At 43.6% G+C, this 22,855-nt stretch carries 21 protein-coding genes; 3 read left to right on the plus strand and 18 right to left on the minus strand.

Annotated features, from left to right (window positions below):
* Nucleotides 1-13 precede the first annotated feature (13 nt).
* The 5 genes from QVC79_RS06205 to QVC79_RS06225 all read right to left on the minus strand — a co-directional run bounded on the left by QVC79_RS06205 (nt 14) and on the right by QVC79_RS06225 (nt 3,974).
* The gene (locus QVC79_RS06205; protein ID WP_287642451.1) at nt 14-1,024 is read right to left on the minus strand and encodes a phage/plasmid replication domain-containing protein; all 1,011 of its coding nucleotides are present in this window, start codon (nt 1,022-1,024) and stop codon (nt 14-16) included.
* Nucleotides 1,008-1,496, minus strand: a complete 489-nt coding sequence (locus tag QVC79_RS06210; protein ID WP_270594237.1) for a hypothetical protein — start codon at nt 1,494-1,496, stop codon at nt 1,008-1,010. Before QVC79_RS06210 ends, QVC79_RS06205 begins: the two co-directional genes overlap by 17 nt.
* Complete coding sequence (locus QVC79_RS06215) at nt 1,493-1,780, minus strand: helix-turn-helix domain-containing protein (RefSeq protein WP_270594235.1); 288 nt, start codon at nt 1,778-1,780, stop codon at nt 1,493-1,495. Before QVC79_RS06215 ends, QVC79_RS06210 begins: the two co-directional genes overlap by 4 nt.
* Nucleotides 1,781-1,930: 150 nt before the next feature.
* Nucleotides 1,931-2,809, minus strand: coding sequence for a hypothetical protein (locus tag QVC79_RS06220; protein ID WP_270594234.1), 879 nt, complete (start codon nt 2,807-2,809; stop codon nt 1,931-1,933).
* A 13-nt stretch (nt 2,810-2,822) separates the two neighbouring features.
* Nucleotides 2,823-3,974 (minus strand): site-specific integrase, encoded by a 1,152-nt coding sequence (locus QVC79_RS06225; protein WP_270594233.1) that lies wholly within the window; start codon nt 3,972-3,974, stop codon nt 2,823-2,825.
* Nucleotides 3,975-4,482: 508 nt separating this feature from the next.
* Between QVC79_RS06225 and QVC79_RS06230 the strand changes: the two genes are divergently transcribed.
* The 3 genes from QVC79_RS06230 (at nt 4,483) to cobC (ending at nt 8,106) form a co-directional block, all read left to right on the plus strand.
* Nucleotides 4,483-5,841 (plus strand): carboxypeptidase-like regulatory domain-containing protein, encoded by a 1,359-nt coding sequence (locus QVC79_RS06230; RefSeq protein ID WP_270594231.1) that lies wholly within the window; start codon nt 4,483-4,485, stop codon nt 5,839-5,841.
* Between the two features lie 524 nt (nt 5,842-6,365).
* A complete protein-coding gene (locus tag QVC79_RS06235) occupies nt 6,366-7,526 on the plus strand; it encodes a 6-bladed beta-propeller (protein ID WP_287642452.1) in 1,161 nt (386 codons plus the stop codon).
* A 52-nt stretch (nt 7,527-7,578) separates the two neighbouring features.
* A complete protein-coding gene (cobC, locus tag QVC79_RS06240) occupies nt 7,579-8,106 on the plus strand; it encodes an alpha-ribazole phosphatase (RefSeq protein ID WP_270594228.1) in 528 nt (175 codons plus the stop codon).
* Between the two features lie 3 nt (nt 8,107-8,109).
* On the opposite strand, the gene QVC79_RS06245 is transcribed toward cobC, so the two are convergent.
* From QVC79_RS06245 to QVC79_RS06305, 13 genes are all read right to left on the minus strand, one after another.
* Nucleotides 8,110-8,352 (minus strand): hypothetical protein, encoded by a 243-nt coding sequence (locus QVC79_RS06245; protein ID WP_124316800.1) that lies wholly within the window; start codon nt 8,350-8,352, stop codon nt 8,110-8,112.
* Between the two features lie 103 nt (nt 8,353-8,455).
* The gene (gene typA / locus QVC79_RS06250) at nt 8,456-10,264 is read right to left on the minus strand and encodes a translational GTPase TypA (protein WP_270594224.1); all 1,809 of its coding nucleotides are present in this window, start codon (nt 10,262-10,264) and stop codon (nt 8,456-8,458) included.
* An 82-nt stretch (nt 10,265-10,346) separates the two neighbouring features.
* A complete protein-coding gene (locus QVC79_RS06255) occupies nt 10,347-11,342 on the minus strand; it encodes a class II fructose-bisphosphate aldolase (RefSeq protein ID WP_087419689.1) in 996 nt (331 codons plus the stop codon).
* A 239-nt stretch (nt 11,343-11,581) separates the two neighbouring features.
* On the minus strand, nt 11,582-12,250 hold the full coding sequence (ung, locus tag QVC79_RS06260) for a uracil-DNA glycosylase (RefSeq protein WP_124316798.1): 669 nt from the start codon (nt 12,248-12,250) through the stop codon (nt 11,582-11,584).
* Nucleotides 12,251-12,345: 95 nt separating this feature from the next.
* Nucleotides 12,346-13,464 (minus strand): glutaminyl-peptide cyclotransferase, encoded by a 1,119-nt coding sequence (locus tag QVC79_RS06265; RefSeq protein ID WP_270594221.1) that lies wholly within the window; start codon nt 13,462-13,464, stop codon nt 12,346-12,348.
* Nucleotides 13,465-13,556: 92 nt separating this feature from the next.
* A complete protein-coding gene (cysS, locus tag QVC79_RS06270) occupies nt 13,557-15,026 on the minus strand; it encodes a cysteine--tRNA ligase (protein ID WP_270594219.1) in 1,470 nt (489 codons plus the stop codon).
* Nucleotides 15,027-15,151: 125 nt separating this feature from the next.
* Nucleotides 15,152-15,958 carry a M48 family metallopeptidase gene (locus QVC79_RS06275; RefSeq protein WP_270594218.1) on the minus strand — a complete coding sequence of 269 codons (807 nt, stop codon included), beginning with the start codon at nt 15,956-15,958 and terminating at the stop codon, nt 15,152-15,154.
* An 89-nt stretch (nt 15,959-16,047) separates the two neighbouring features.
* Entirely contained in the window at nt 16,048-16,950 is a 903-nt protein-coding gene (locus QVC79_RS06280; RefSeq protein WP_270594216.1) for a hypothetical protein, read from the minus strand.
* A gap of 67 nt (nt 16,951-17,017) precedes the next feature.
* Complete coding sequence (locus QVC79_RS06285; RefSeq protein ID WP_270594214.1) at nt 17,018-19,642, minus strand: valine--tRNA ligase; 2,625 nt, start codon at nt 19,640-19,642, stop codon at nt 17,018-17,020.
* Nucleotides 19,643-19,703: 61 nt separating this feature from the next.
* Entirely contained in the window at nt 19,704-20,546 is an 843-nt protein-coding gene (locus tag QVC79_RS06290; RefSeq protein ID WP_087419705.1) for a zinc ribbon domain-containing protein, read from the minus strand.
* Nucleotides 20,547-20,549: 3 nt separating this feature from the next.
* Entirely contained in the window at nt 20,550-21,335 is a 786-nt protein-coding gene (locus tag QVC79_RS06295; RefSeq protein ID WP_270594213.1) for a Nif3-like dinuclear metal center hexameric protein, read from the minus strand.
* 38 nt (nt 21,336-21,373) lie between these two features.
* A complete protein-coding gene (locus QVC79_RS06300; RefSeq protein WP_124317814.1) occupies nt 21,374-21,706 on the minus strand; it encodes a MerR family transcriptional regulator in 333 nt (110 codons plus the stop codon).
* 106 nt (nt 21,707-21,812) lie between these two features.
* Nucleotides 21,813-22,787 carry a M23 family metallopeptidase gene (locus QVC79_RS06305; RefSeq protein ID WP_027200388.1) on the minus strand — a complete coding sequence of 325 codons (975 nt, stop codon included), beginning with the start codon at nt 22,785-22,787 and terminating at the stop codon, nt 21,813-21,815.
* Nucleotides 22,788-22,855: the final 68 nt, after the last annotated feature.

The raw sequence follows: 22,855 nt of genomic DNA on the forward strand, positions 1-22,855 counted from the left end.
TTGGGGTGTCGATTTACCGGTAATATTTCACGGCATTTTTGACCTTTTTATCAAGTTCTGTTATCGCATCGTTTGACACGGTTAACCCATCTTTTATGTTACAGGCATCGTTTACCGCTTGCCTCAAATCGTAGGCTTGTTTCTTGGATAAAACGCCCTTCTTTTGAGCCTCGTTTATTTGCTCGATCATCTGCACCTGACCGCCTACCCTTTCAATCAATGAAAGTATGCCCATTTTATAAAGTTCTTGCTTTGTCCTCATCGCTTGTAAATTTAATGATACATCGTTTATTTTCCTTATGGTTTTGTACGTCTCCTTCCATCGTTTCATTATGCCGATGTAAAACGCCTCGTTGTAAAGCAATTCCCCGGTTACACGTTCCACGTTAAAAGTGGACGGTAAACGCTGCAAGTACCTCGTTTCATACCTTAACACGTTCCTGTTCTCGTACAATTCAGGGATTATCTTTCCCTTGGCTTTTTGCTCCCTCACCTTGTCGTAGAATATAATCGTGTTCTTGTGATTGAAATAATATAACGCCCCTTCTGGAATCATGGGGGATCGTTTGTAATACTTCAATTCTCCCAGATGGTTAAAGTAGTTTTCCACTGGTTGCCTCATGATGAAGTTTTGAGCCAAGTCTATCCTCGTTACCGTTGCTTTATCCACGTGCAAGTGCAAAGTGTCTGATAACTTCTCTATCGCCCTCTGCGTGTCTCCCCGGCCTAGCGTTTGGAAATTATCCCCAAGGTAAAACTTGCAAAGGCTACCGCCCGTGATGTTAACCCCGTCTTCCCTGACCGCTATTTTATACCCGTCAAGGTTCCCGGTTATAACCGTGCCATCTACAAACGTGTGTTCTCCCGTCACGTTGAAATAGCACGGTGTTTCACCTAGAAAATCCACGTTTACCCCGTCACTCTTTCTTAACTTGAAATCCAGATTGTCATACATGGCGGTTACCGATTTAGTAACAGAATCCAGTTTGTTATAGTGGGGTGTGGATTCAATCCAACCCCTCACCAGTGGCGGTTACTGATTTAGTAACCCGCTCCCTTAACCCTTGCAACTCGTCATCGTATTCCCCCTCGCACACGGCGTTATAAAGTGCCTCCCGGTTATTTCTCTGCCCCCTCGCTATGAACACTTCCACGATCGCCCCCGGTTGTATCTTCCCTTCTATGAACTTTGCATTATGATGTACAAATATGAAGGCGTCAGCCGTACCTTTCATGTCCCCGTACCAGTAGGGTAACTCTAAATCTGGATTGTAAATACTACTGATGTGGGACCCCTTTGACAACGCCAAATCTGCCTTTCTTTGTTCCCCCGCCTTGGTGTGCGTGTTATCCCCGATGTAAATAAACAACTCACGTGTTTTGTTCCTCAACATCTCTAGCGGGGGATAGCTGCCAGTTGATGAGGTGCAGTCTATCCTTAACTTGCTCTTTTGGTTGGGTAATTTCTCAAAACGGTAGTAGTCAGTGAATATCATAGCCTACCTCCCTTCTGTTTACCCGTTACAACGTAGTTAACCGCTTTTTGCCCCGTTTCTTGTTGCGTGGCTACCCGGTTCTGTTTCATCCATGCCTCTAACTCTATCCGGTCAAAGTAGATTTGCTTGCCGTTGGGCTTGTAAAATGGTATCTGGTGGGTACACGTTAGGCGGTACAGGTGTGATTTACTTAACCCTGTCAATAACGCCGCATCTTCCAATGTTAGCACGTTTTTAGCGGCCAACAATGAATAGACTAAAATTTGATCTATCTTTTCTTCCATTGTCTTTCATTTTGTGACATTGGAACTATGTACACTTGCCCCTCTGCCTGTTAAACATGACACAAAGATCGACAATGAAAGCAATAAAAAAGGGGTATATCACCCCGACTATCACGGTGATATCCCCCCTTGCAAGCCTTCCCCGCAAGTCTATTTTTCCTTAAAGACCTCAATTATAACATTACCCCCTTTTACAATTCCTTTCTCTTCTTTTGATTTGTAACGGCTTTTGGATAAACCGCTAACATTCCAAAGCGTTTCAAATGGCTTGTATTTATGATCCAACCCTATTTTATCGCTTAAGATTTCTGCCAGTAACGCTTTCTGTGGCTTTGTCCTTGTCTTATCCGTTGTCGAGTAATCAGCGTTCAACAACCCGCCATTAATAGCCACTTGCAACCATTTTCTTGCCTCATCGGTACTTAATTCTTTAGATAATGTTTTTAATTTGGAAGAGTTAATATCACATCCTTCCATTTTATTCTTTAGTAAATTCATCGCTTGATCATAACAAAAATCGTAAGCGATACCAAATTCTTTCTCGTAAGCATCTTTATAATCAATAGTATTGTAAACATCTCCCGTTATACAGTTTTTTTCCTCAATTAACTTGTACTCTTTCCAGCCGTTTTTTATTTTCTTATTTATAACATCTAATCTTTCTTCATCAATATACATACAATGATACATTGATATTTCATGCCACACTATTCCAGTCCTATCCTTATCAAAACCTTGTGTTTTCTTTTCCAGATAGTTGTATACATCTAATTGGGATAGTTGCATTTTGTAATCAAAGGTGGAATTTTCAATTTTATCTAATTGTGATTGTATTGTTTTGTTTTCTGGGTGTTTCAAGGTCAAACACGTTAAAAAATCACGTATCTCGTCATACGTACCCCGTATCTCATCCTTTTCCATATCCCCATTGTCATTGAATATTTTAAGTTCAAAAGAATAAACCTCTTCCATTCCACAAAGCAACCTAACAAACTCTTCTATCGTTAAATCATATAATTCTTTCTTCATTATTACCCGCTATTTATTTGTTGAATATATCATTTACAAGGTTCACCGCCTCATCTTTTTTCTTATCCACGATCTTAGCGTAAATCTGGGTGGTTTTCACCTGTGTATGCCCTAGTAACTTGCTTGTCGTGTACAAATCTGCCCCCAACGTGAGCATCATTGTGGCAAATGTATGACGGGCAGTGTGAAAAGTTATCGTTTTGTTTATCCCGCTATTTTGCGCCCACGTTTTTAATACCACGTTGATATAAGTGGGGTATGGTAGATAGAAAACCTTATCGGTATCTTTGGCCTCGCCCCGTTCTGGCATCCATTTTAAAGCCTCACCAGACAGGGGTAAATAAAGGGTCTTTTGGGTCTTCTTCATCACTATTTTTGCCCGGTATTGCTCGCCATCCTGAATAATATCTCCCCATGTTAACGCCTGAATATCACCCAGCCTTAACCCACAAAAACAACTGAACAAATAAGCCTGTTTGGTTGGCTCGTTGATACACGTTGAGCCGATCAGCTTTTTTATTTCCTCGACGGTCAGGTATTCACGTGTGCTTTCTGGGATCTTTATTCTATCATCTGAATTTACTTTTGTGATGGGGTTGTAGGGTATTATTTCCTCCTTCACGGCAAAGTTCAAGGCACAATTCAAGCACCTAAAATAACCTGCCGTTGTGACCTTGGCCATGAGTTTACCATCTTTCCTTTTGGCATTGTTCAGGTAGTCAATAAAGCCCAAGCAAAAAGCTTTATCAACTTCTTTCATGGTGACGGTTTCACCCTTGTACTTGATTAAATGTTTGATCGCTTTATCTATTTGAACGTGGAAAGCGGCACTTTGCCCCGTTTTTAACTTGTGATCACTATAATACCTCATCCAGTCTATTAGAAGCATTTTTGATCGTGTGGTAGTCTTTACCACTCCCGCCTCATCGTTTGTTAGTTCTATGACTTTTTGAGCCTTGATTGCGTTTGCCGCTTGTAGCGTGTTTAGATTCCTTACCTTGGCTGTCTCGTCTGTTTCTGGAATAAGGTAGAGTTTTAAAAACTCGTACTGTCGTTTACCATCCCTGTAAATATCCAAGTACAGGCTTTTGTTACCGTTTGCAAGCTCTTTGAATCGTAGTCTGATAGGCTCCTTGGCCTTGACCGCTTTCTTTTTCTTTGCCATGATGTTTTACTCTGAATTGTTACCACTACAAAGATAGTCATTTTTTGTTACCTGACAATGACGAGTAACAAACAAGTAACAAAAATGACACAAAAATAACAAAAACAAAGACAAAAATAAGTTTCCAGAATGTCGGCAAATATTGTTTAAATTACTGATTTATATTGTTGTTAATTGACTTTTGTTTGAGTGTGATTTTGCTAGTGTAGGTTATTGGCGATGCCTCAGATAAGATAGAGTTGTTGACGGTCCTCGCTTTTTTTATTGTATCATTTTTTGTTTTGGGGATCGGCACTATAAAAGAAATTTTCGATTGATAAAGGATATTAAGGTTGCAACTTGATTAAAATAAACGGAATGAACAAATGCCCAAAATTTATAAGCCATGAAAAATTAGAGAGATTTTTCTTATTAGAAAGATGAAAAAAGAGGGTGAATCCTAAACTTTGCACGTTGAATATCACCCCCTTGCATCATTAGTTTTATAAACCAATTAATTATCAAAGTTATGAAAAAAACTTATGACAGGAAATTTTTTCGGCAAAAATTGCTATCGGAAAAAAAGACCGTCACCTCGGTTTCCCGCTTACTTATCATTTTATTGTTGGTTTTTCCCTTGTTGACAAGAGCCGAAACGAGTGGTTTAAGCCGGGGAGAGACTGATCCTTTATCGGGAATTTCCATGCGGCAGGACTCGGTTGTTGTGGCAGGAAAACCGGGAAATCAGAAACTAGGATTTTACGAGGGAGAAGTCATGGACACGGAGGGCAATCCGTTACCCGGCGTGACCGTTTTGTTGAAAGGGACCCAAACGGGTACTTCCACGGACACGCACGGTGCATTTCGTTTCCCGGCAACAAAGGCGGGGAAAACCATGCTGGTCTTCTCGTTTATCGGGATGAAACCGGTGGAAAAGGACGTGACTCCGGGAAAGAAAGTGATCGTCACGATGGAAGAGGAGGTGGAAGGCCTTGAGGAAGTGGTCATCACGGGTATCTACTCCCGGGATAAGAATAGCTACACGGGGTCGGCATCTACCTATTCGGCCAAGGAGTTGAAAATGGTCGGTGCCCAGAATGTCATCCAGAGTTTGAAAACGCTGGACCCGGCCATGATGGTCGTGGAGAGCAAACAATGGGGATCGGACCCGAATCGTATGCCCAAAATTGAAATTCGAGGAAAGACGAGCGTGGTCGGATTACAAACAGAATTTGAGAACGATCCCAATCAACCCTTATTCATTTTGGATGGTGTGGAGACCACGCTGGAAACCATCATTAACCTAAATATGGATCGGGTGGCAAGCGTGACGATCTTGAAGGATGCAGCGTCCACGGCTATCTACGGGTCGAAGGCGGCTAACGGGGTGATTGTCGTGGAAACGAAGTCTCCGGAATCGGGGCAATTACGGCTATCATACAGTGGGAATTATGGGATCTCGTTTGCCGATTTGTCTGATTACAATTTAATGAATGCTTCCGAAAAACTGGAGTATGAGTTATTAGCCGGGCGTTATTCTCCCATGGAAGGATATGACGGTTTTGTTGATAAACTACAGGAAATGCAGGATTATTATTCCCGGTTAAAAGAAGTGTTGAGAGGGGTGGATACTTATTGGTTAAGTGAACCGTTACGAACCGTTTTCAATCATTCTCATAACCTGTACATTGACGGAGGTGACCAAGCCATGCGTTACGGTTTGGGTATCAGTTACAATAACCGTGATGGCGTGATGAAAAAGTCCAACCGTGACGGTATGGGAGTGAACATTGACTTGATTTACCGTAAAAAAGGGTTACTCTTCTCGAACAAGGCGAGTATGGATCTTACGAACCCTCGCTACCCAAGGAGACGGGAGGAACGTTGACGAGGTATAAAGTGGTGGATGATCCGAATAATATTATTGTGGAGGAGGTTCCCGGCTTTAGCTGGTCCGGGTTGTGCAAGATCAAAAGTATTGATTTCAAAAGATATTAGTATAGCTGTTTGAATTTTGAGAAAGGCACCATTCTAACGTGGAATACACGGGAGAATGGTGCTTTTAATGTCCGAGATGATGCATGATTAGTGCTGACGTTAGTTCCGATTACATTTTTATTAGTTGATGAATACCGGATGATTACCGTCATAAACCTTATAGATATCTTATAGAAACCTTATATGAACCTTATATAAAATAAGGTTCATAAAGTATATTAACAAGTTATTGAAAATATTGTATTAGTTAGTGATCAGGTATTGATCATCTATCGTAAACAAATTCAGAATTGACGTTGGCATGAATAAGTACAAAAGGCAGCATGAAGATTTGTATTGTTTGAATGATAAATCGGTTAAAAGCAACGTATTTACAGATATTTGTGATAAATTTGTAGGATACCAAAACAATTTATGGAAATGAAATCAATGATGATCTGTTTTTGCTTTTGTTGTTTGGGCTTTTGGGGGCATACGCTTTCTGCCCAAGAACAAGTTCGGGCGCTGCGGCCGTTGGAACAATGTACTTTGGTTACCGATCTGGCGGACTGGATTGAGGAAATACAAGTGATCCCGATTAAACAGCGTTTTGATGCCGAGTCATTGGAATGGATGCGGAAAAAATTGCTGATCGGACCTGATGGGGATTTGTTTCTCGTGTACGGGCGGGAGGTGATGTGTTTTGATGCTGCCGGGAAGTATCAATTTTCAATGAAATATAATCAAGGGAAAGAATGTCCTTATCATCAGGATGCCTGTATCAGCGTGGATCAGAAAAAATTGTTGTTTGCGCATGGAGATAGTGAAGTCGTGTTTTTTGATTTAAGTGATGGGCGTGAAATTGAGCGTCTCCCGATGAACAAGCCTCTACAATTGTTTGAAGAGATTGCTCCGGCTCCGGATGGAGGGTTTTATTATTATTCGATCTCGGCTCCTTGTACCAATAATTTTGAACGGGGACACCTCTTAGTGACCCGGTTTGACAAAAACGGGAAAAAGTTGGAGAGTTCAATTCCGCAGGTAGGGTTCACGGTAAATATTTTTCTCGTATCGCAGGCCGTAGGTAATACTTATCTGATCCGCACGCAAGGAGGTGATAACGCGTGTTACCGGGTGAATACGAAAGGAGAGTTGGAGAAGGCCTACACCTTTGATTTTGGCAAACGGGGGATGCCGGATACTTACGGGATGTTAAAAGGTGATTTGATGTTACAAGATTACATGAGGGCAGATTATTACAAGATGCCGATTTATTTGTGTGAAGGCGGAAAATTCTTTTATTTCACCAGTTGCGGACCTCATGCAGAGGCGTATAATTTTCTTTATGCCCGGGGTAAGGATTCGGGGATTTATTGGAAAGCGGATCCCGATTTGGAAATTCATTTTCTCTCGGCAGATGAGGACTATTTTTACGCTTTTTTAGAACCCGTTCCGGAAGAGATGATCCGGGAGACGCAAGACCCGTTATTACGGCAGATATTTAAACAGTTTGCGCTTTCGTTGGGAGAAAAAACATCCACTCGATTGGTGAAGATCAAGTTTAAATGCCCGGATAAGGGGCTTCGGCTTTTGTAGTGTTTGTATTATCAAAAAAAATAGCGAATTTTGCGGAATAAACGATTTATATATGGAAGTATGTTTGATCAGACACACGAAAACGGCGGTTATTCCGGGAACGTGTTACGGGAATTCGGATGTTGACGTGGCCGATTCTTTCCTCGAAGAGGCAGGGAAGGTGAGGGAGAGACTGAAAGGGGAGAGATTTGATGAGGTATATTCCAGTCCGTTACAACGTTGCAGAAAGTTGGCGGTTTACTGTGGTTACGAAAATCCGATTCTGGATGACCGGCTGAAGGAATTGAATTTTGGGAGCTGGGAGGGGCAACGTTGGGAGGAGATTCAAGACCCTCGTTTGCAGGAATGGTATGATGATTGGTTAAGTATACCTGCCGGGGGAGCGGAGAGTTTTTTGGAACAATATAACCGGGTGTCGGCTTTTTTGGATGATCTGAAAGAAACGGGCCACGAGAAGGTATGCGTGTTTGCTCACGGGGGAACGATTCGTGCGGCATTGATTTATGCTGGGAAATACAATTTTAACCAAGCATTCACGGATGATGTGAATTACGGTGCTCAGGTGAAGATGACGATATAGAAATTATTCCTTTTCCTCTTTCAGTTTTTTGCGAATGCCTCTTTCGATAGCTAGAACGAGAATGATTACTAGCGTGATGATAATTACGCTGATCCAAGATTGGTATGATAACTCGGTGAAATCGGTCATGGCCAGTTTCGTGATGGCAGCAAGTATCAGGATATATAGGCACGTGCGCACGTTCCGCAACTTCTTCTCTGTGGTAAGTTCGGCATTCTTTTCAGTGACATCCTTTTTAATTTTCATGATCTGTTTGTTGAGATACGTACTGCTTTGTAAAGATATGAAATTATATTCAAATTGTTTGGAAAGGAGAATAAATAAAAAACCACCCGAAGGTGGTTTTGAATTATTCTATGGTTTTGCTTCTTCTCTTTCTTTCGTTTTCATCGAGGTAGATCTTGCGAAGTCTCATTGCTTTTGGAGTAACTTCCACGTATTCGTCCTCTTTGATGTATTCGAGAGCCTCTTCCAAGCTGAAAAGGATGGGAGGTGCGATGTTTGTTTTTTCGTCAGAACCGCTGGCACGCATGTTGGTCAGTTTTTTAGACTTGCACACGTTGATCACGATGTCATCCTGACGGGTACTTTCTCCGATTACTTGTCCGGCGTAAACCTCATCTCCCGGAGTAATGAAGAATCTACCTCTATCTTGAAGTTTATTGATAGCGTAGGCAAATGAATCACCTGTTTCCATGGCGATCAAAGAGCCGTTGGTACGCATTTCAATTTCTCCGGCATAGGGTTCGAAACCTTTCAAACGGTGAGCGATTACGGCCTCTCCGGCAGTAGCGGTGAGTAGGTTACTTCTCAGGCCGATGATTCCCCGTGAAGGGATATTGAAAGTCAGGTGTACCCGTTCGTTACGGTGTTCCATGTTTGTCATGACACCTTTACGGCGGTTCACCATCTCGATAGCTTTTCCCGATACCTCTTCCGGTAGGTCGATGGTCAATTCCTCAACAGGCTCGCATTTTACTCCGTTAATTTCTTTGATGATTACTTTCGGCTGTCCTACTTGTAATTCGTAGCCTTCACGACGCATGGTTTCGATCAACACGCTCAGATGAAGTACGCCTCGTCCGAACACGATGAAAGAATCGGCACTTTGTCCCGGTTCAACCCGTAAAGCAAGATTCTTTTCCAGTTCCCGGTCCAAACGTTCTTTGATGTGACGGGAAGTCACGTATTTACCGTCCCGGCCGAAGAATGGCGAGTCGTTGATGGTGAACTGCATACTCATGGTTGGTTCGTCGATAGCGATAGGGGCCAGTGCTTCCGGATTCTCGAAGTCGGCGATGGTATCACCGATCTCGAATCCCTCGATCCCGACAAGTGCGCAGATTTCTCCACATTGTACCTCGTCAACTTTCTGTTTTCCCATGCCTTCGAAGGTCATTAAATCTTTGATGCGGGTTTTTACTAGTGTCACGCCGTCTCTTTTGCAGAGGGTGACAGGCATGCTGGATTTTAATGTTCCGCGGGTCAGTTTACCAATGGCGATTCGTCCCACGTAAGAGGAGTATTCCAAAGACGTGATTAGCATCTGCGGGGTTCCTTCCTGTACTGTCGGGGCGGGAATATCTTTAATGATGGCATCCAATAACGGGGTAATGTCCGTCGTGGGTTTGTGCCAGTCGGTGGACATCCAACCTTGTTTGGCACTACCGTAAACTACGGTGAAGTCCAATTGTTCTTCCGTGGCATCCAAGGAGAACATCAAGTCGAATACTTGCTCGTACACGAAGTCCGGACGACAGTTCGGTTTGTCTACCTTGTTCACGACAACGATCGGTTTCTTGCCGAGGGCAAGCGCTTTTTGAAGTACGAAACGTGTTTGAGGCATGGTACCTTCAAAAGCGTCAACCAATAATAATACTCCGTCAGCCATGTTCAACACGCGTTCCACCTCTCCACCGAAGTCAGCGTGGCCCGGGGTATCGATAATATTAATCTTGTAATCTTTATAATGAACGGATACGTTCTTGGCTAGGATGGTGATCCCTCGTTCTCTCTCCAGGTCGTTGTTATCCAGCAATAGATCACCCGTATTTTCTGTTTCTCTGAATAAGTTTCCTTGAAAAATCATTTTGTCGACCAATGTGGTTTTCCCGTGGTCAACGTGCGCGATAATCGCGATGTTTCTAATCTTCTGCATTTTGCTCCTATGGTATTAAATCCAAATAGGGCGCAAAGTTAGTATTTTTTTTAAAGAAAAGGGGCTCATTGAGCCCCTTTTTTTATTCTACCCTGTTGGCACTTCCTAAAACGTGTACCGTTTTGTGCTTGTATAATTCTTTTAATGCATCTCTGGCGGGGCCTAGGTACTTACGCGGGTCGAATTCTGCCGGCTTGTTTGCGAAGACTTCACGAACGGCTGCGGTCATTGCCAAACGACCGTCGGAGTCGATGTTGATTTTGCATACGGCAGAAGTTGCGGCTCTACGCAATTGTTCTTCGGGGATACCTACGGCGTCTTTTAATGCACCGCCATATTTATTGATAATAGCAACTTTGTCTTGTGGTACGGAGGATGATCCGTGAAGAACGATCGGGAATCCGGGGATACGTCTTTCGATTTCTTCCAAGATGTCGAAACGTAATGGGGGAGGAACGAGGATTCCGTCTGCATTACGGGTACATTGTTCCGGTTTGAATTTGTTTGCCCCGTGGGAAGTTCCGATGGAGATGGCTAATGAATCCACTCCGGTTTTCTTCACGAAGTCTTCCACCAAGTCCGGGCTGGTGTAAACGCTGGCTGCGGCAACCACGTCGTCTTCGATTCCGGCCAGAACACCAAGTTCACCTTCTACGGTAACATCATATTTATGAGCATATTCAACCACTTTCTTGGTTAATGCCACGTTCTCGTCATAAGGAAGGGCCGATCCGTCGATCATGACAGAAGAGAATCCCATTTCGATACAAGATACGCACAACTCGTACGTGTCGCCATGGTCTAGGTGAAGACAAATTGGAATATTGCATCCAAGTTCTTTGGCATATTCAACCGCACCTTGTGCCATGTAACGTAAAATGGTTTGATTTGCATATTTACGGGCACCGCTGGAAACTTGTAAGATAACAGGAGATTTAGTTTCCACACAAGCTGCAACAATTGCTTGCATTTGCTCCATGTTATTGAAATTGAAAGCCGGGATAGCGTATTTACCTTCCATTGCTTTCTTGAACATTTCTCTGGAATTAACCAGTCCTAAGTCTTTGTAATTAACCATAGCTGCTATATTTTATATTCGTGCATCAAAGTTAAGCATTAAAAACAGAGATATGCAAGGAAACGAAGGAAAAATTTCAAACGTTTGCGGAGATTGAAAATTCCCTGAATTTTCAAGTTGCAGGTTAACGGGTTACAAGTTACAGGTTCGAAGTGTGAAGGTCATGTTTTGTCCGAATTTGCAACTTGTTAACCTGTAACTTGTAACTTGAAATCGCAGGGGTAAAAAAAATAGAGTGGTTACCACTCTATTTCTTTTAATCCATGCGATTTCAAATAAGCATTCGCCTGACTGAATTGGTGATTGCCGAACCAGCCGCCCCGGTTGGCAGACAAGGGGGAGGGGTGTACGGATTTCAGCACCAAATGCCGTTGGGTGTCGATGAAGGCACCTTTGCGTTGGGCGTAGGAACCCCAAAGGAAGAAAACGAGGTTTTCTTTTTTCTCGGAAATGATTTTGATGACGGCATCGGTGAAGGTTTCCCAACCTTTGTTCTGATGTGAACCAGCCTGATGGGCTCTCACGGTCAATGTAGCGTTGAGTAATAGCACTCCCTGTTCTGCCCAGCGTTCGAGGTTGCCGGACGTGGGGACGGGTTTACCCAAATCGTTATTTATTTCTTTGAAAATGTTCTGTAATGAAGGTGGTTGATCGATGCCTTCCGGAACGGAAAAACAAAGCCCGTGTGCTTGTCCGGGACCATGGTACGGGTCTTGCCCGAGAATGACAACCTTGGTTTGTTCCGCGGGACAATGATCAAAGGCATTGAAAATGAGTTTTCCCGGAGGATATATCTTCGTGGTCTTGTACTCGTTTTTCACGAATTGGATCAACTCGGAGAAATAAGGTTTCTCAAATTCATCTTTTAAGAGTTCTTTCCAAGAGGGCTCGATTTTTACGTCAACCATAGAATTTTGATTTTAGATTTAATGATTGGGTGATTGCCGATTTCGTGATTAGGTGATTCCTACATCACTGAATCGGAAATCACAGAATCACTCAATTATTTCGTTTTTATCTCAAATAACTTTGGCCAGTGTTTTCCGGTAATGTAAATCGTGCCCTTCTTTTCGTTGTATGCGATACCGTTTAAAACATCGTCGTTCTGGTCCAGTTTGGCTCTTTCGGAGGCGGTGAGTAGATTCGGGAGTAGTAGGTCCTGTACTACTTCGCCTGATTCCGGGTCGATGATGACAATCCGGTCTGTAAGCCATTCGTTTGCCCAGATATAACCGTTTATGTATTCCAGTTCATTTAAGTTGGTCACCGGACCTTTGTTGTCGAAGACTTCCACGGTTTTGACTACGCTGAAGAGGTTCGGGTCCAGGTGGTATAAGTTGTGTGAACCGTCACTCATGACGAGTTTGTCGCCCATCGTGGTCAGTCCCCAGCCTTGCTCCATGGAGTAGTCGAATGTCGTTAACAGGGTGAAGGAGGCCAAGTCGTACACGAACGCTTTCTGGGAAGTCCAGGTAAGCTGGTATATCTTATCCTTGTAAACCGTGATCCCTTCTCCGAAATATTGGCTGTCCAATCCCAGCATGGCGAGTGTCTTGTTGTTCTCCAAGTCGATCTTGCGCAGGGTGGATTGGCCTTTGATCCCGGTTCCCTCGTAGATAATGCCGTCTATATATACTAATCCCTGCGTGGAGGCATCCGTGGCATGGGAATAGGTTTTCACCAGTTGGTATTGAAGTGGTTGGGGTGCCTTATCCGGTTTCACGATAAAGGATTGGGTAGCTACCCCGCATTTGTTGTTGGGGTGGAATGCGATTACTTTGAGCGTGTTGGTACCACATTTTTCTTTCGGGATTTTGAACACAAATTCCCGGGTTGCGCTGTCGAGCGTGGCAATCTGTTTCTGGTTGAAGAACAGGTGGGCGGAGTCTATTTTATAGTGCTTGTTGTTCGCATATACAATTTTAAGTTCCTCGTTGAACCGACAGGTGTCGAATTTCATGGGGTACACGAATTGCACGCTTTTCACGTATTTAGGTCCCGTCGTTTTGCGGCTTTGGGCGCTGTCTACCGTAATCTGGTTCTGGTCCCCTTTACTCTTTTTTTCTCCCTGACAGGCAGAGAGCAACAGGAGCGAAAGTAGTATGTAGTAGAGATAAGGCATAATATATTATGTGATTTAGTGATTTATGATTTGGTGATTCTTGTGTTTACGATCAAGTGTAATCACTCAATCGTAAATCACTTCATCTGCAATCATTCAAGGTTCCATTCGTAACCGTCCTTCGTGTCTTTTATCTGGATGCCTGCGTTTTTCAGCTCGTCACGGATGCTGTCGGAGGTAGCCCAGTCCTTGTTTGCACGGGCGGTTTTGCGCACGTTCATCATAGCGTCGATCACCTTGCCTAGGGCTTGGTTGCTGGCGCTGGAGTCCTCTTCTCCCTTGAGGCCGAGGATGTCGAACACGAAGCTGTGGAACAGGTTTTTCAACATTTCCAAGTTTTCTGCGTTGATCTTTTCCGAGCCTGCCGCGATGGAGTTGATGATGCGGACACCTTCGAACAAGTGGGCGATTAATATCGGCGTGTTCAAATCGTCGTTCATGGCCTCGAAACAGTTCGTCTGTAAAGTAGCGATGTCTACCGTGTTCTCGTTGGACACTTTCAACCTGTTAAGTTGTGACACGGCTGCCATCATTCGCTCGTAGCCTTTCTCCGCTGCCTTTAATGCCTCGTTCGAGAAGTCAAGCGGGCTGCGGTAGTGTGCTTGCAGGATAAAGAAACGCACGGTCATGGGGGAGTAAGCCTGTTCCAGCACGTTGTTGTCGCCCGTGAAGAGCTGGTCCAGCGTGATGAAGTTTCCTAGGGATTTACCCATCTTCTGCCCGTTGATGGTCACCATGTTATTGTGCATCCAATATTTTACTGCCTCGTGTCCTTGTGCGGCCACGTTTTGGGCGATTTCACATTCGTGGTGCGGGAATTGCAAGTCCAAACCGCCCCCGTGAATGTCAAATGTTTCTCCTAGGTATTTCTGACTCATGCAGGAACATTCAAGGTGCCAGCCCGGAAATCCTACACCCCAAGGTGAGGGCCAGCGCATGATGTGTTCCGGGGAAGCCTTTTTCCACAGGGCGAAGTCAAATGGGTTACGTTTTTCCTGTTGTCCGCTCAGTTCTCTCGTGTTGGCAAACAATTCGTCGATTTTACGACCGGATAGTTTACCGTAGTGATATTTTTGGTTATAGCGTTCCACGTCGAAATAGATATTTCCCTCGCTTTCATAGGCAAAACCGTTTTCGATGATCTGTTTGATTAATTCCTGTTGCTCGATGATGTGACCGGACGCGTGTGGCTCGATGCTGGGGGGTAGCGTGTTCAGTTGCTCCATGTTTTTGTGGTAACGGTTCGAGTAGAATTGTACCACTTCCATCGGCTCCAGTTGTTCCAGTTTGGCTTTTTTGGCGATCTTGTCTTCTCCTTCATCCGCATCATTCACGAGGTGACCCACGTCAGTGATGTTGCGGACGTATCTTACCCGGTACCCCATGAATTTAAGATAACGGAACAACAAGTCAAAGGTGATTGCCGGACGGGCATGGCCCAAATGAGCGTCCCCGTATACGGTCGGTCCACAAACATATAATCCTACGAAAGGCGGGTTAATGGGTTCAAATAACTCTTTTTTTCGACTTAACGTGTTGTATATCGTTAACTTGTTTTCCATGATACTATAATGCTTTATTGATATGATTCAACAAAAGTAGAAATTTTCTCCTTGAAAATGACGGGAAAGGGTAAATTAATGCCTTATTCTTGTCATTCATGGTTTGTTTCCCGTTTGTTGTTGCTCTAGTTTTTCTTGTATTTCAACGCTTCCGGGATGACCGATTTTAGTTTGGCAATCCGTTTTTCGTCGGCAGGGTGAGTGGAAAGGAATTCGGGCTGCTTGCCTGTTGATGCGTTTGCCATACGGGTCCAGAAAGCGATAGCCTCATTCGGGTCGTAACCGGCCATGGCCATGAAGATCAGTCCCAAGTGATCCGCTTCGTACTCGTGCTTGCGGGAGAAGGGGAGTGTGATTCCCACGTTGGTTCCCATTCCTATCGCGGCAGCCAAGATGGCTTTTCTCGCGTCACTTTGGTCGTGCCCAAGGATTTCAGTGGCAGCGGCCTGCCCGTATTGTATGAGTGCCTGCTGGCTCATACGCTCGTTGCTGTGGTGAGCCACGGCATGGGCGATCTCATGCCCCATGACGACAGCGATTCCCGCATCATTCTGGCAGTAGGGTAATATTCCCTCGTAGAAAACGACCTTACCTCCCGGCATACACCACGCGTTGGGTTCGTTGCTGGCCACGAGGTTGAATTCCCATTGGAAATTGGCAATCTGGTCTTGCAGCCCGTTGGCTGTAAGATATTGTTCAACGGCTTTCGATATCCGAGCCCCGACATTTTTGATCCGTTGTTTGTTGACTGCATCGGTGGATAGTTTGTTTTCCTTTAAAAAACTACTGTATGAGGTTAAACTCATGGAGACCATCTGGTCTTCCGGGAATAGGATAAGCTGGTGTCTTCCCGTAAGTGGCACGGTGGCACATCGGGAGAAAAGCAGAACGATCCCTACGATGAACGTAAGGTGTAAAATTGTTCTTTTCATAAGCTGAGTAATTGAACGGTTATATTTTAAATGCTAAAATATAATACGGATTTGATATTTGCAATGTTTGTTAAAGAATGTCGTTTAGATTATTCTACATGAAAATATGACTGTTCCTTGGCAAGTTCTAGATAAAGCGTCTTTGTGCCTTCGATTTGCTGGTAATGTTCTCCGACTTTGTGACAGAAATTCCAGCATATTTTTCGAGGGTTGAAGATGATGGTTGCGTCTTCCGGGTAGAATTCACACCATTGGTTTATAGATTCTTCATATTGTTTGCCTTGGAATAATGAGGCTGTCCCATTTTCAATCATAAAGATGAATTGTGAGAAGCCGAGTAGTTGGAAGTTGTTGGAAAGAAGGTAGTAGGTTTGTCCGTCCTTTTGTAAGGTGAATATTTTCTCGATCTTTACGTATCCGGTGGTATCAATGGCTGTGGTATTCCAACCACCTTTGCCGTTTTCGTAAAGGAGGAATGAATACAAGGGGTTGTATGACCATTCTTGAAAGTTTATGACTCCGACTTTGTGGTCTGCAGAGGCTACGTCAGCTAATAAATGCACATCCGGACATAGGCGGGCTGCTTGTTCGAGAAAACGAAAGAAGAAGCCTGTTTCTTCGGTTGTCAGCTCTTCACCCCGATGGTTCTGGCGGTAGCCTAATTCATGTCGCATGAGTTCCAAGGCTGCTTGAACCTCTTCTGTTGGGTAGTATTTACGTTCTCCTATTTGATATTTTTGTAGGAGTGCTACCGTGTGTATGACTTTTTGCTGCTCGGTGGAATCTGTGTGATAGGGAATGAAGAAACCTTGTTGTTGTAAGGAATCGAAATATGCCGTGAGATTTTTAGGTGCCGTGCTTTCTTGTATTGGGCCGTGTAACAGAAAGGATTGTTCCGGTTTTTGTTTATTTTCCGAGCGATTCCGATTTGAGTTACATGAAATAATCAGGGCTGTGTTCAAGATGAATAGTAAAAGTATCAACGGTCTCATGGCTTATATCTTTTTTTAAACAAGCAGTCCGTTGTCGGACTGCTTGTTTAATGTTTGAAATGATACTTTAGTTCAATTCTGCCAGTTGTTGTTCAATGGCTTTAATTTTTGCTTCGGCATCAGCTTGTTTTTTACGTTCGTTCTCGACAACCTGTGCCGGGGCTCCACTGACAAACTTCTCGTTCGAGAGTTTTTTCATCACGGATGCCAAGAAGCCTTGGGCGTAAGCTAGATCAGCTTGCAGTTTGGCTCTGACTTCTTCTGTGTTGACTTCTCCTACTGCGGGGATGAAGTATTCAACCGTGTCGCAGATAAAGCTCCATGCTCCTTTTACCGTGTCGTTGACCATTTCTACATCTTGGATATTACCCATTTTACAGATAATACTCTCGAATAGTAGCGGGTAGCGGTCATTACTTTTCACTCTTAAAGAAATCGCATCCTTAAAGGCAATGTTGTTTTGCTTGCGAATCGTGCGGATTCCGGCGATCACTTCTTTCGTGTTTTCAAAGGTATTCAAGAAGTTTTCGTCGTATTTTCCGGGGATTGGCATCACGGAAACCATGATACTTTCTCCGTCTTTCCGCTCTCTCAAGTTCTGCCAGATCTCTTCCGTGATGAACGGCATGAACGGGTGAAGTAATTGTAACATTTCCTCGAAGAGGTAAATGGTCTTATCATAAGTGATCCGGTCAATCGGTTGCTCGAATCCCGGTTTGATGATTTCCAATAACCAAGAGGAGAACTCATCGCGGAATCCGGTGTACACGGTCATAAGAGCCTCGGAGATCCGGTATTGCTCAAATTGGGTGTTCAAGGTTTCTTTGCACTTGTTCAAGTATTGTTCGAACCATTCAAGAGCTAATTTAGAATGCAAGGGTTGTTCCAAGTCTGCGACTTTCCAGTTGCTGACTAGGCGGAATGCATTCCATATTTTAGTCGTGAAATTACGTCCTTGTTCCGGAAGACTTTCATCAAAAAGAAGGTCTCCCCCGGCGGGTGCGCACAATAACATGCCAACCCGTACACCGTCTGCCCCGTATTGGTTGATCAGGTCAATTGGGTCCGGAGAGTTACCAAGAGATTTGGACATCTTGCGATGCAGTTTATCTCGAACGATTCCAGTGAGGTACAGGTTCGAGAACGGTTTCTCGTGGCGATATTCATAACCGGCCATGATCATTCTTGCCATCCAGAAGAACAGAATATCAGGTCCGGAAACTAGGTCATTTGTCGGGTAGTAATAGTTAATATCTTCATTGTCCGGTTCCAAAATGCCGTTGAACACGGAGATAGGCCACAGCCAAGAAGAGAACCAAGTGTCCAAACAATCTTCATCTTGACGTAACTGATCTGCCGGGATGTCTTTGCCGAATTTCTCCTTCACCAGTTGTACTGCTTCCGTGGGTGTTGCGGCAACCACATAGTCGTTGCTATCCGGCAGGTAGTATACCGGAATCTGGTGGCCCCACCACAATTGGCGGCTGATACACCAATCTTTCACGTTCTCCATCCAGTAGCGATACGTGTTCTTGTATTTTGTCGGAGTTAGGAGAATGTCATCGTTCATCACGGCATCCAATGCTGGTTTGGCCAGCTCCTTCATTTTCAGGAACCATTGCATGGATAGCTTGGGTTCTATAACCACGTTAGTCCGCTCGGAATACCCCACCTTGTTATTATAGTCTTCTATTTTTACAAGGTTACCCGCTTTTTCCAGTTCGGGAATGATTTCTTGACGTACAACAAAACGATCTTTCCCCACGAAAAGTTGAGCATTCTCGTTTAATGTACCGTCATCGTTGAAAATATCGATGGTTTCCAGATGGTGTTTATAACCGATCTCGTAGTCATTGATGTCGTGGGCCGGGGTGATTTTTAATGCTCCGGTACCGAATTCCATATCCACGTATTCGTCCTGAATAATCGGGATCACACGGTTTACCAAGGGAACAATACATTTCTTGCCGGCCAGATGACGGAAACGCTCGTCATTGGGATTCACGCACACGGCACTATCACCCAAGATCGTTTCCGGGCGGGTCGTGGCAATGATGATATATTCATCCTCCGTCCCTTCAATACGGTAACGTAGGTAATATAATTTGCTATGCTCTTCTTTGTAAACAACCTCTTCATCGGATACGGCTGTTTTGGCCGATGGATCCCAGTTAACCATCCGGACTCCTTTATAGATAAGTCCTTTGTTATACAGGTCGATAAATACTTTTATCACGCTGGCGGAACGAATCTCGTCCATCGTGAAGCAAGTTCTGTCCCAATCGCAGGATGCTCCCAATCGCTTTAATTGTTCGAGGATGATCCCCCCGTGCTTTTCAGTCCATGCCCAAGCGTGTTTTAAAAACTCATCCCGGGAAAGGTCCCTTTTCTCGATGCCTTCACTTTTAAGTTTGGCTACCACTTTGGCTTCCGTGGCAATGGAGGCATGGTCGGTTCCCGGAACCCAACAAGCATTTTTACCCAGTAAACGGGCGCGTCTGACGAGTACGTCCTGTATCGTGTTGTTCAGCATGTGTCCCATGTGCAGGACTCCCGTGACGTTAGGTGGCGGGATTACAATACAATACGGAGTTCTCTTTTTATCAACAGTGGAATGGAAAAATCTATGTTCCATCCAATATTGATACCATTTCTCTTCGCTCGTTCGCGGATCATAGTTTGTTGGGATCATTTTAATTCAGATTAAAATTATATATTCGTAAAAAGGCTGCTTTGTCGAGCAGCCTTGTTTTTTATTCTTCTGATTTTCTAAGTCTTCTTCCTTTTTTCTTTTGTGCATCAAGGAGAGCTTCAAGGTCTGCTTTTTGTTGCGAACCGTCGTAGTCACAGATGTATTTATCGATGAGAATACGACCACAGTACTCGCAGACGATGATTTTCTTCCGAGAACGGATGTCTAACTGTCTCTGTGGCGGGATTTTGTTGAAACATCCACCACACGCATCACGGTCAACGGTAACAACGGCTAATCCATTGCGGGCGTTGGAGCGGATACGGCGATATGCCGTCAATAGACGTTCGTCGATGGTAGCAGCAAGTTCTTCTGATTTTGTCTGTAAAGACTCTTCATCTTTGTGTGTTTCATTGATGATGTCATTCAGTTCGCCTTTTTTAGCTTCTAGATCAGATACTTTATCTTCATAACGCTTTTTGGATTCTTCCATCAGCGCTTCTTTTTCTGCTTTTGCTTTTTGAGCCTCCCGGATTCTCTTTTCCTGTAATTCAATTTCCAGTTTCTGGAATTCGATTTCCTTGCTTAAAGCATCGTATTCGCGATTGTTGCGAACGTTATCCAATTGTTCACTGTATTTTTTGATCGCTTCCTCGGCTTTCTTGATGTCCATTTTCCGAGTGGAAGAGGTTTTGTCAAGTTCACCTAATTCAACCTTCAAGTTTTCGATACGTGTTTCCAATCCCGCGATCTCGTCTTCAAGGTCTTGAACTTCTAACGGTAATTCTCCCCGTAGAGTCTTGATTTTATCGATCTCGGTGTCAATTCTTTGTAATTCATACAGGTTCTGCAGTTTTTCTTCAACTGTCAGTTCTTGCATTTTCTCATTGTTATTCGTCACCATATATTATAAATACTTAATCGGATTTGTATTAATCTCAGAAAACTGAACCGCAAATTTAGATATTTTTTTTGTAAGTATCTCATAAAATATCTCTTTTGTGAATTGTTCGCTTTCGTAATGGCCAATATCGGCAATCATAATGCGGTTTTCCGTGAGGAAAAAGTCGTGATATTTGAAATCCCCGGAGATGTATATGTCGGCCTGTCCGGCTAGGGCCTGCTTGAAAAAGGAGGCTCCGGCTCCGCCACAAACAGCCACCCGTTGTATGGAGGGCGTGTGAGGTGTCGTGTGACGTAACCTATCACACCGGAATATTTCTTTTACTTGCTGCAAAAAAGCCATGCTTTCAACGGGTTGTTGTAACTTGCCGATAATCCCGAAGCCGTTACCGGCCATCGGGTCCCCTTCCGGTTGAAGAACCTGCCGATGGTACAGGTCTAGTTTATCTGCCATACGTCCGCTTACACCGTTGGCTACCACGTCCATGTTCGTGTGTGCGGCGTAAATAGTGATGTCGTGTTTGATGGCATCGATCACGCAACGCTCCACGTAAGTTGCCGGAGTGATATGTTTTAGCCCGCTGAAAATGAGTGGATGGTGGGAAATAATTAAATTGTGTCCCTTATCAATCGCTTCCTTTACAACCTCTTCGGTAACATCAATACATAGTAGTATGGATGTTAATTCCCGTTCCGGGTCCCCGCAAAGTAATCCGGAATTATCGAAACTTGCCTGAAGTTTTAACGGGGCATAGTCTTCTATGAGCGAAATAATCTCTTTTATATACATATTTGGAATTTAAAATTTAGAATTTAAAATCTAAATTATTACGGTAGCTGGTTTTTGATGGATAACAGCTCGTCCTTAATTCCTTTCAGGCGTTTTATGACCTCGAAGTGTAATTCCGTTTCGTCTTTCCGGTTCTTGAGTTGTTGCTGGGCTCCTTTTAGTGTCATTCCTTTTTCCTTGACCAAATGGTAGATCAGATGGAAATTATCGACATCCGCTTTCGTAAATTGACGATTCCCTTTTTTGTTTTTGTGGGGTTTAATCACGTCGAATTCTTTTTCCCAGAACCGGATCAGTGAAGTATTGACTCCGAACATCTCGGCTACTTCTCCGATAGAATAATACAACTTTAATGATTCTTCAGCCACCATGGTTTAATTGAAAATTGAAAATTGAAAATTGAAAATTAGCTTTTCAAGTTTCGTTTTTCGGTGTTATACATTCATTTAGAATTCTAAATCTAAAATTTAAATTGGATCAGTCCATGCTTTGTCCCGTGTTATTTGCGGTCTCCACTAACAACTCGAACTCGTCGGGGGTGAGATCGTTGAAATAAAAGTTTATGGGATCTATCGGCTTGTCATTTTTCCGTACTTCATAGTGTAGGTGAGGTCCCGTGGATAGTCCGGTGTTGCCCAAATATCCGATAACGTCCCCTCGCTTGATTTTTTGGCCTTTTTTAGCCAAGATTTTATCCATGTGGGCATATAGCGTTTTGTAACTGAATCCGTGGTCGATAACCACGTGACGGCCATATCCCTTATCAAATTTACTTTCGATAACTACACCGTTACCTGTTGCGTAGATTGGGGTCCCGATGGTACCCGTGAAGTCCATGCCAGCATGGAATTTCGGGGTCTTGTAAATAGGGTGCATCCGGTAGCCGAATGAAGAGGTTACCTGATGTGTATTTTTGTCTTTTAACGATACCGGAAGGATAGCTGGAATGGAGGCTAACATGTCGATTTTGTTTTTGGCCAGTTCTTCAATCTTGTCAAAGGATTTGCTTTGAATATAGATTGCTTTTGATAATTCATCTATTTTCTTGGCAGTCCCGATAATCAGATCCGCATTGTCGATTTGTCTCAGATGTTCGTACTGGTCGACCCCCCCGGAACCTGCCCGGCGAATGGATGATGGGATGGGATCGGTTTCGAAAATAACCCGATAGATGTTGTCATCCCGTGATTCCATGTCTTTTAGGACGTTGTCCAGATGTTCTACTTTGTTACTTAATAGGCTATATTGAGTAAGAACTTCCTCGTATTTCCGTTTTAAAAGTTTTTCTTTTGGGGAATCAATGAAAGCATATACCAAGTATAGCATGACAATAGCCAAGGAGAAACTGGAAAAGAATTTCTTGAATAATCTCCAAAGCCTTTTTCTTAAAGATGATTCTATTTTATCAAAAGATAATGTGTCCGAATTAAAATGATACCCTGCTTTTCGCATAGTTGCTAATAAAAAATAGTGTTTGCGATGCAAAGTTAAAGAAATAATCTAAATTTGCAACTTGGTAA

Source organism: Butyricimonas sp., assembly GCF_019423355.1.
Classification (GTDB): Bacteria; Bacteroidota; Bacteroidia; order Bacteroidales; family Marinifilaceae; genus Butyricimonas; species Butyricimonas faecihominis.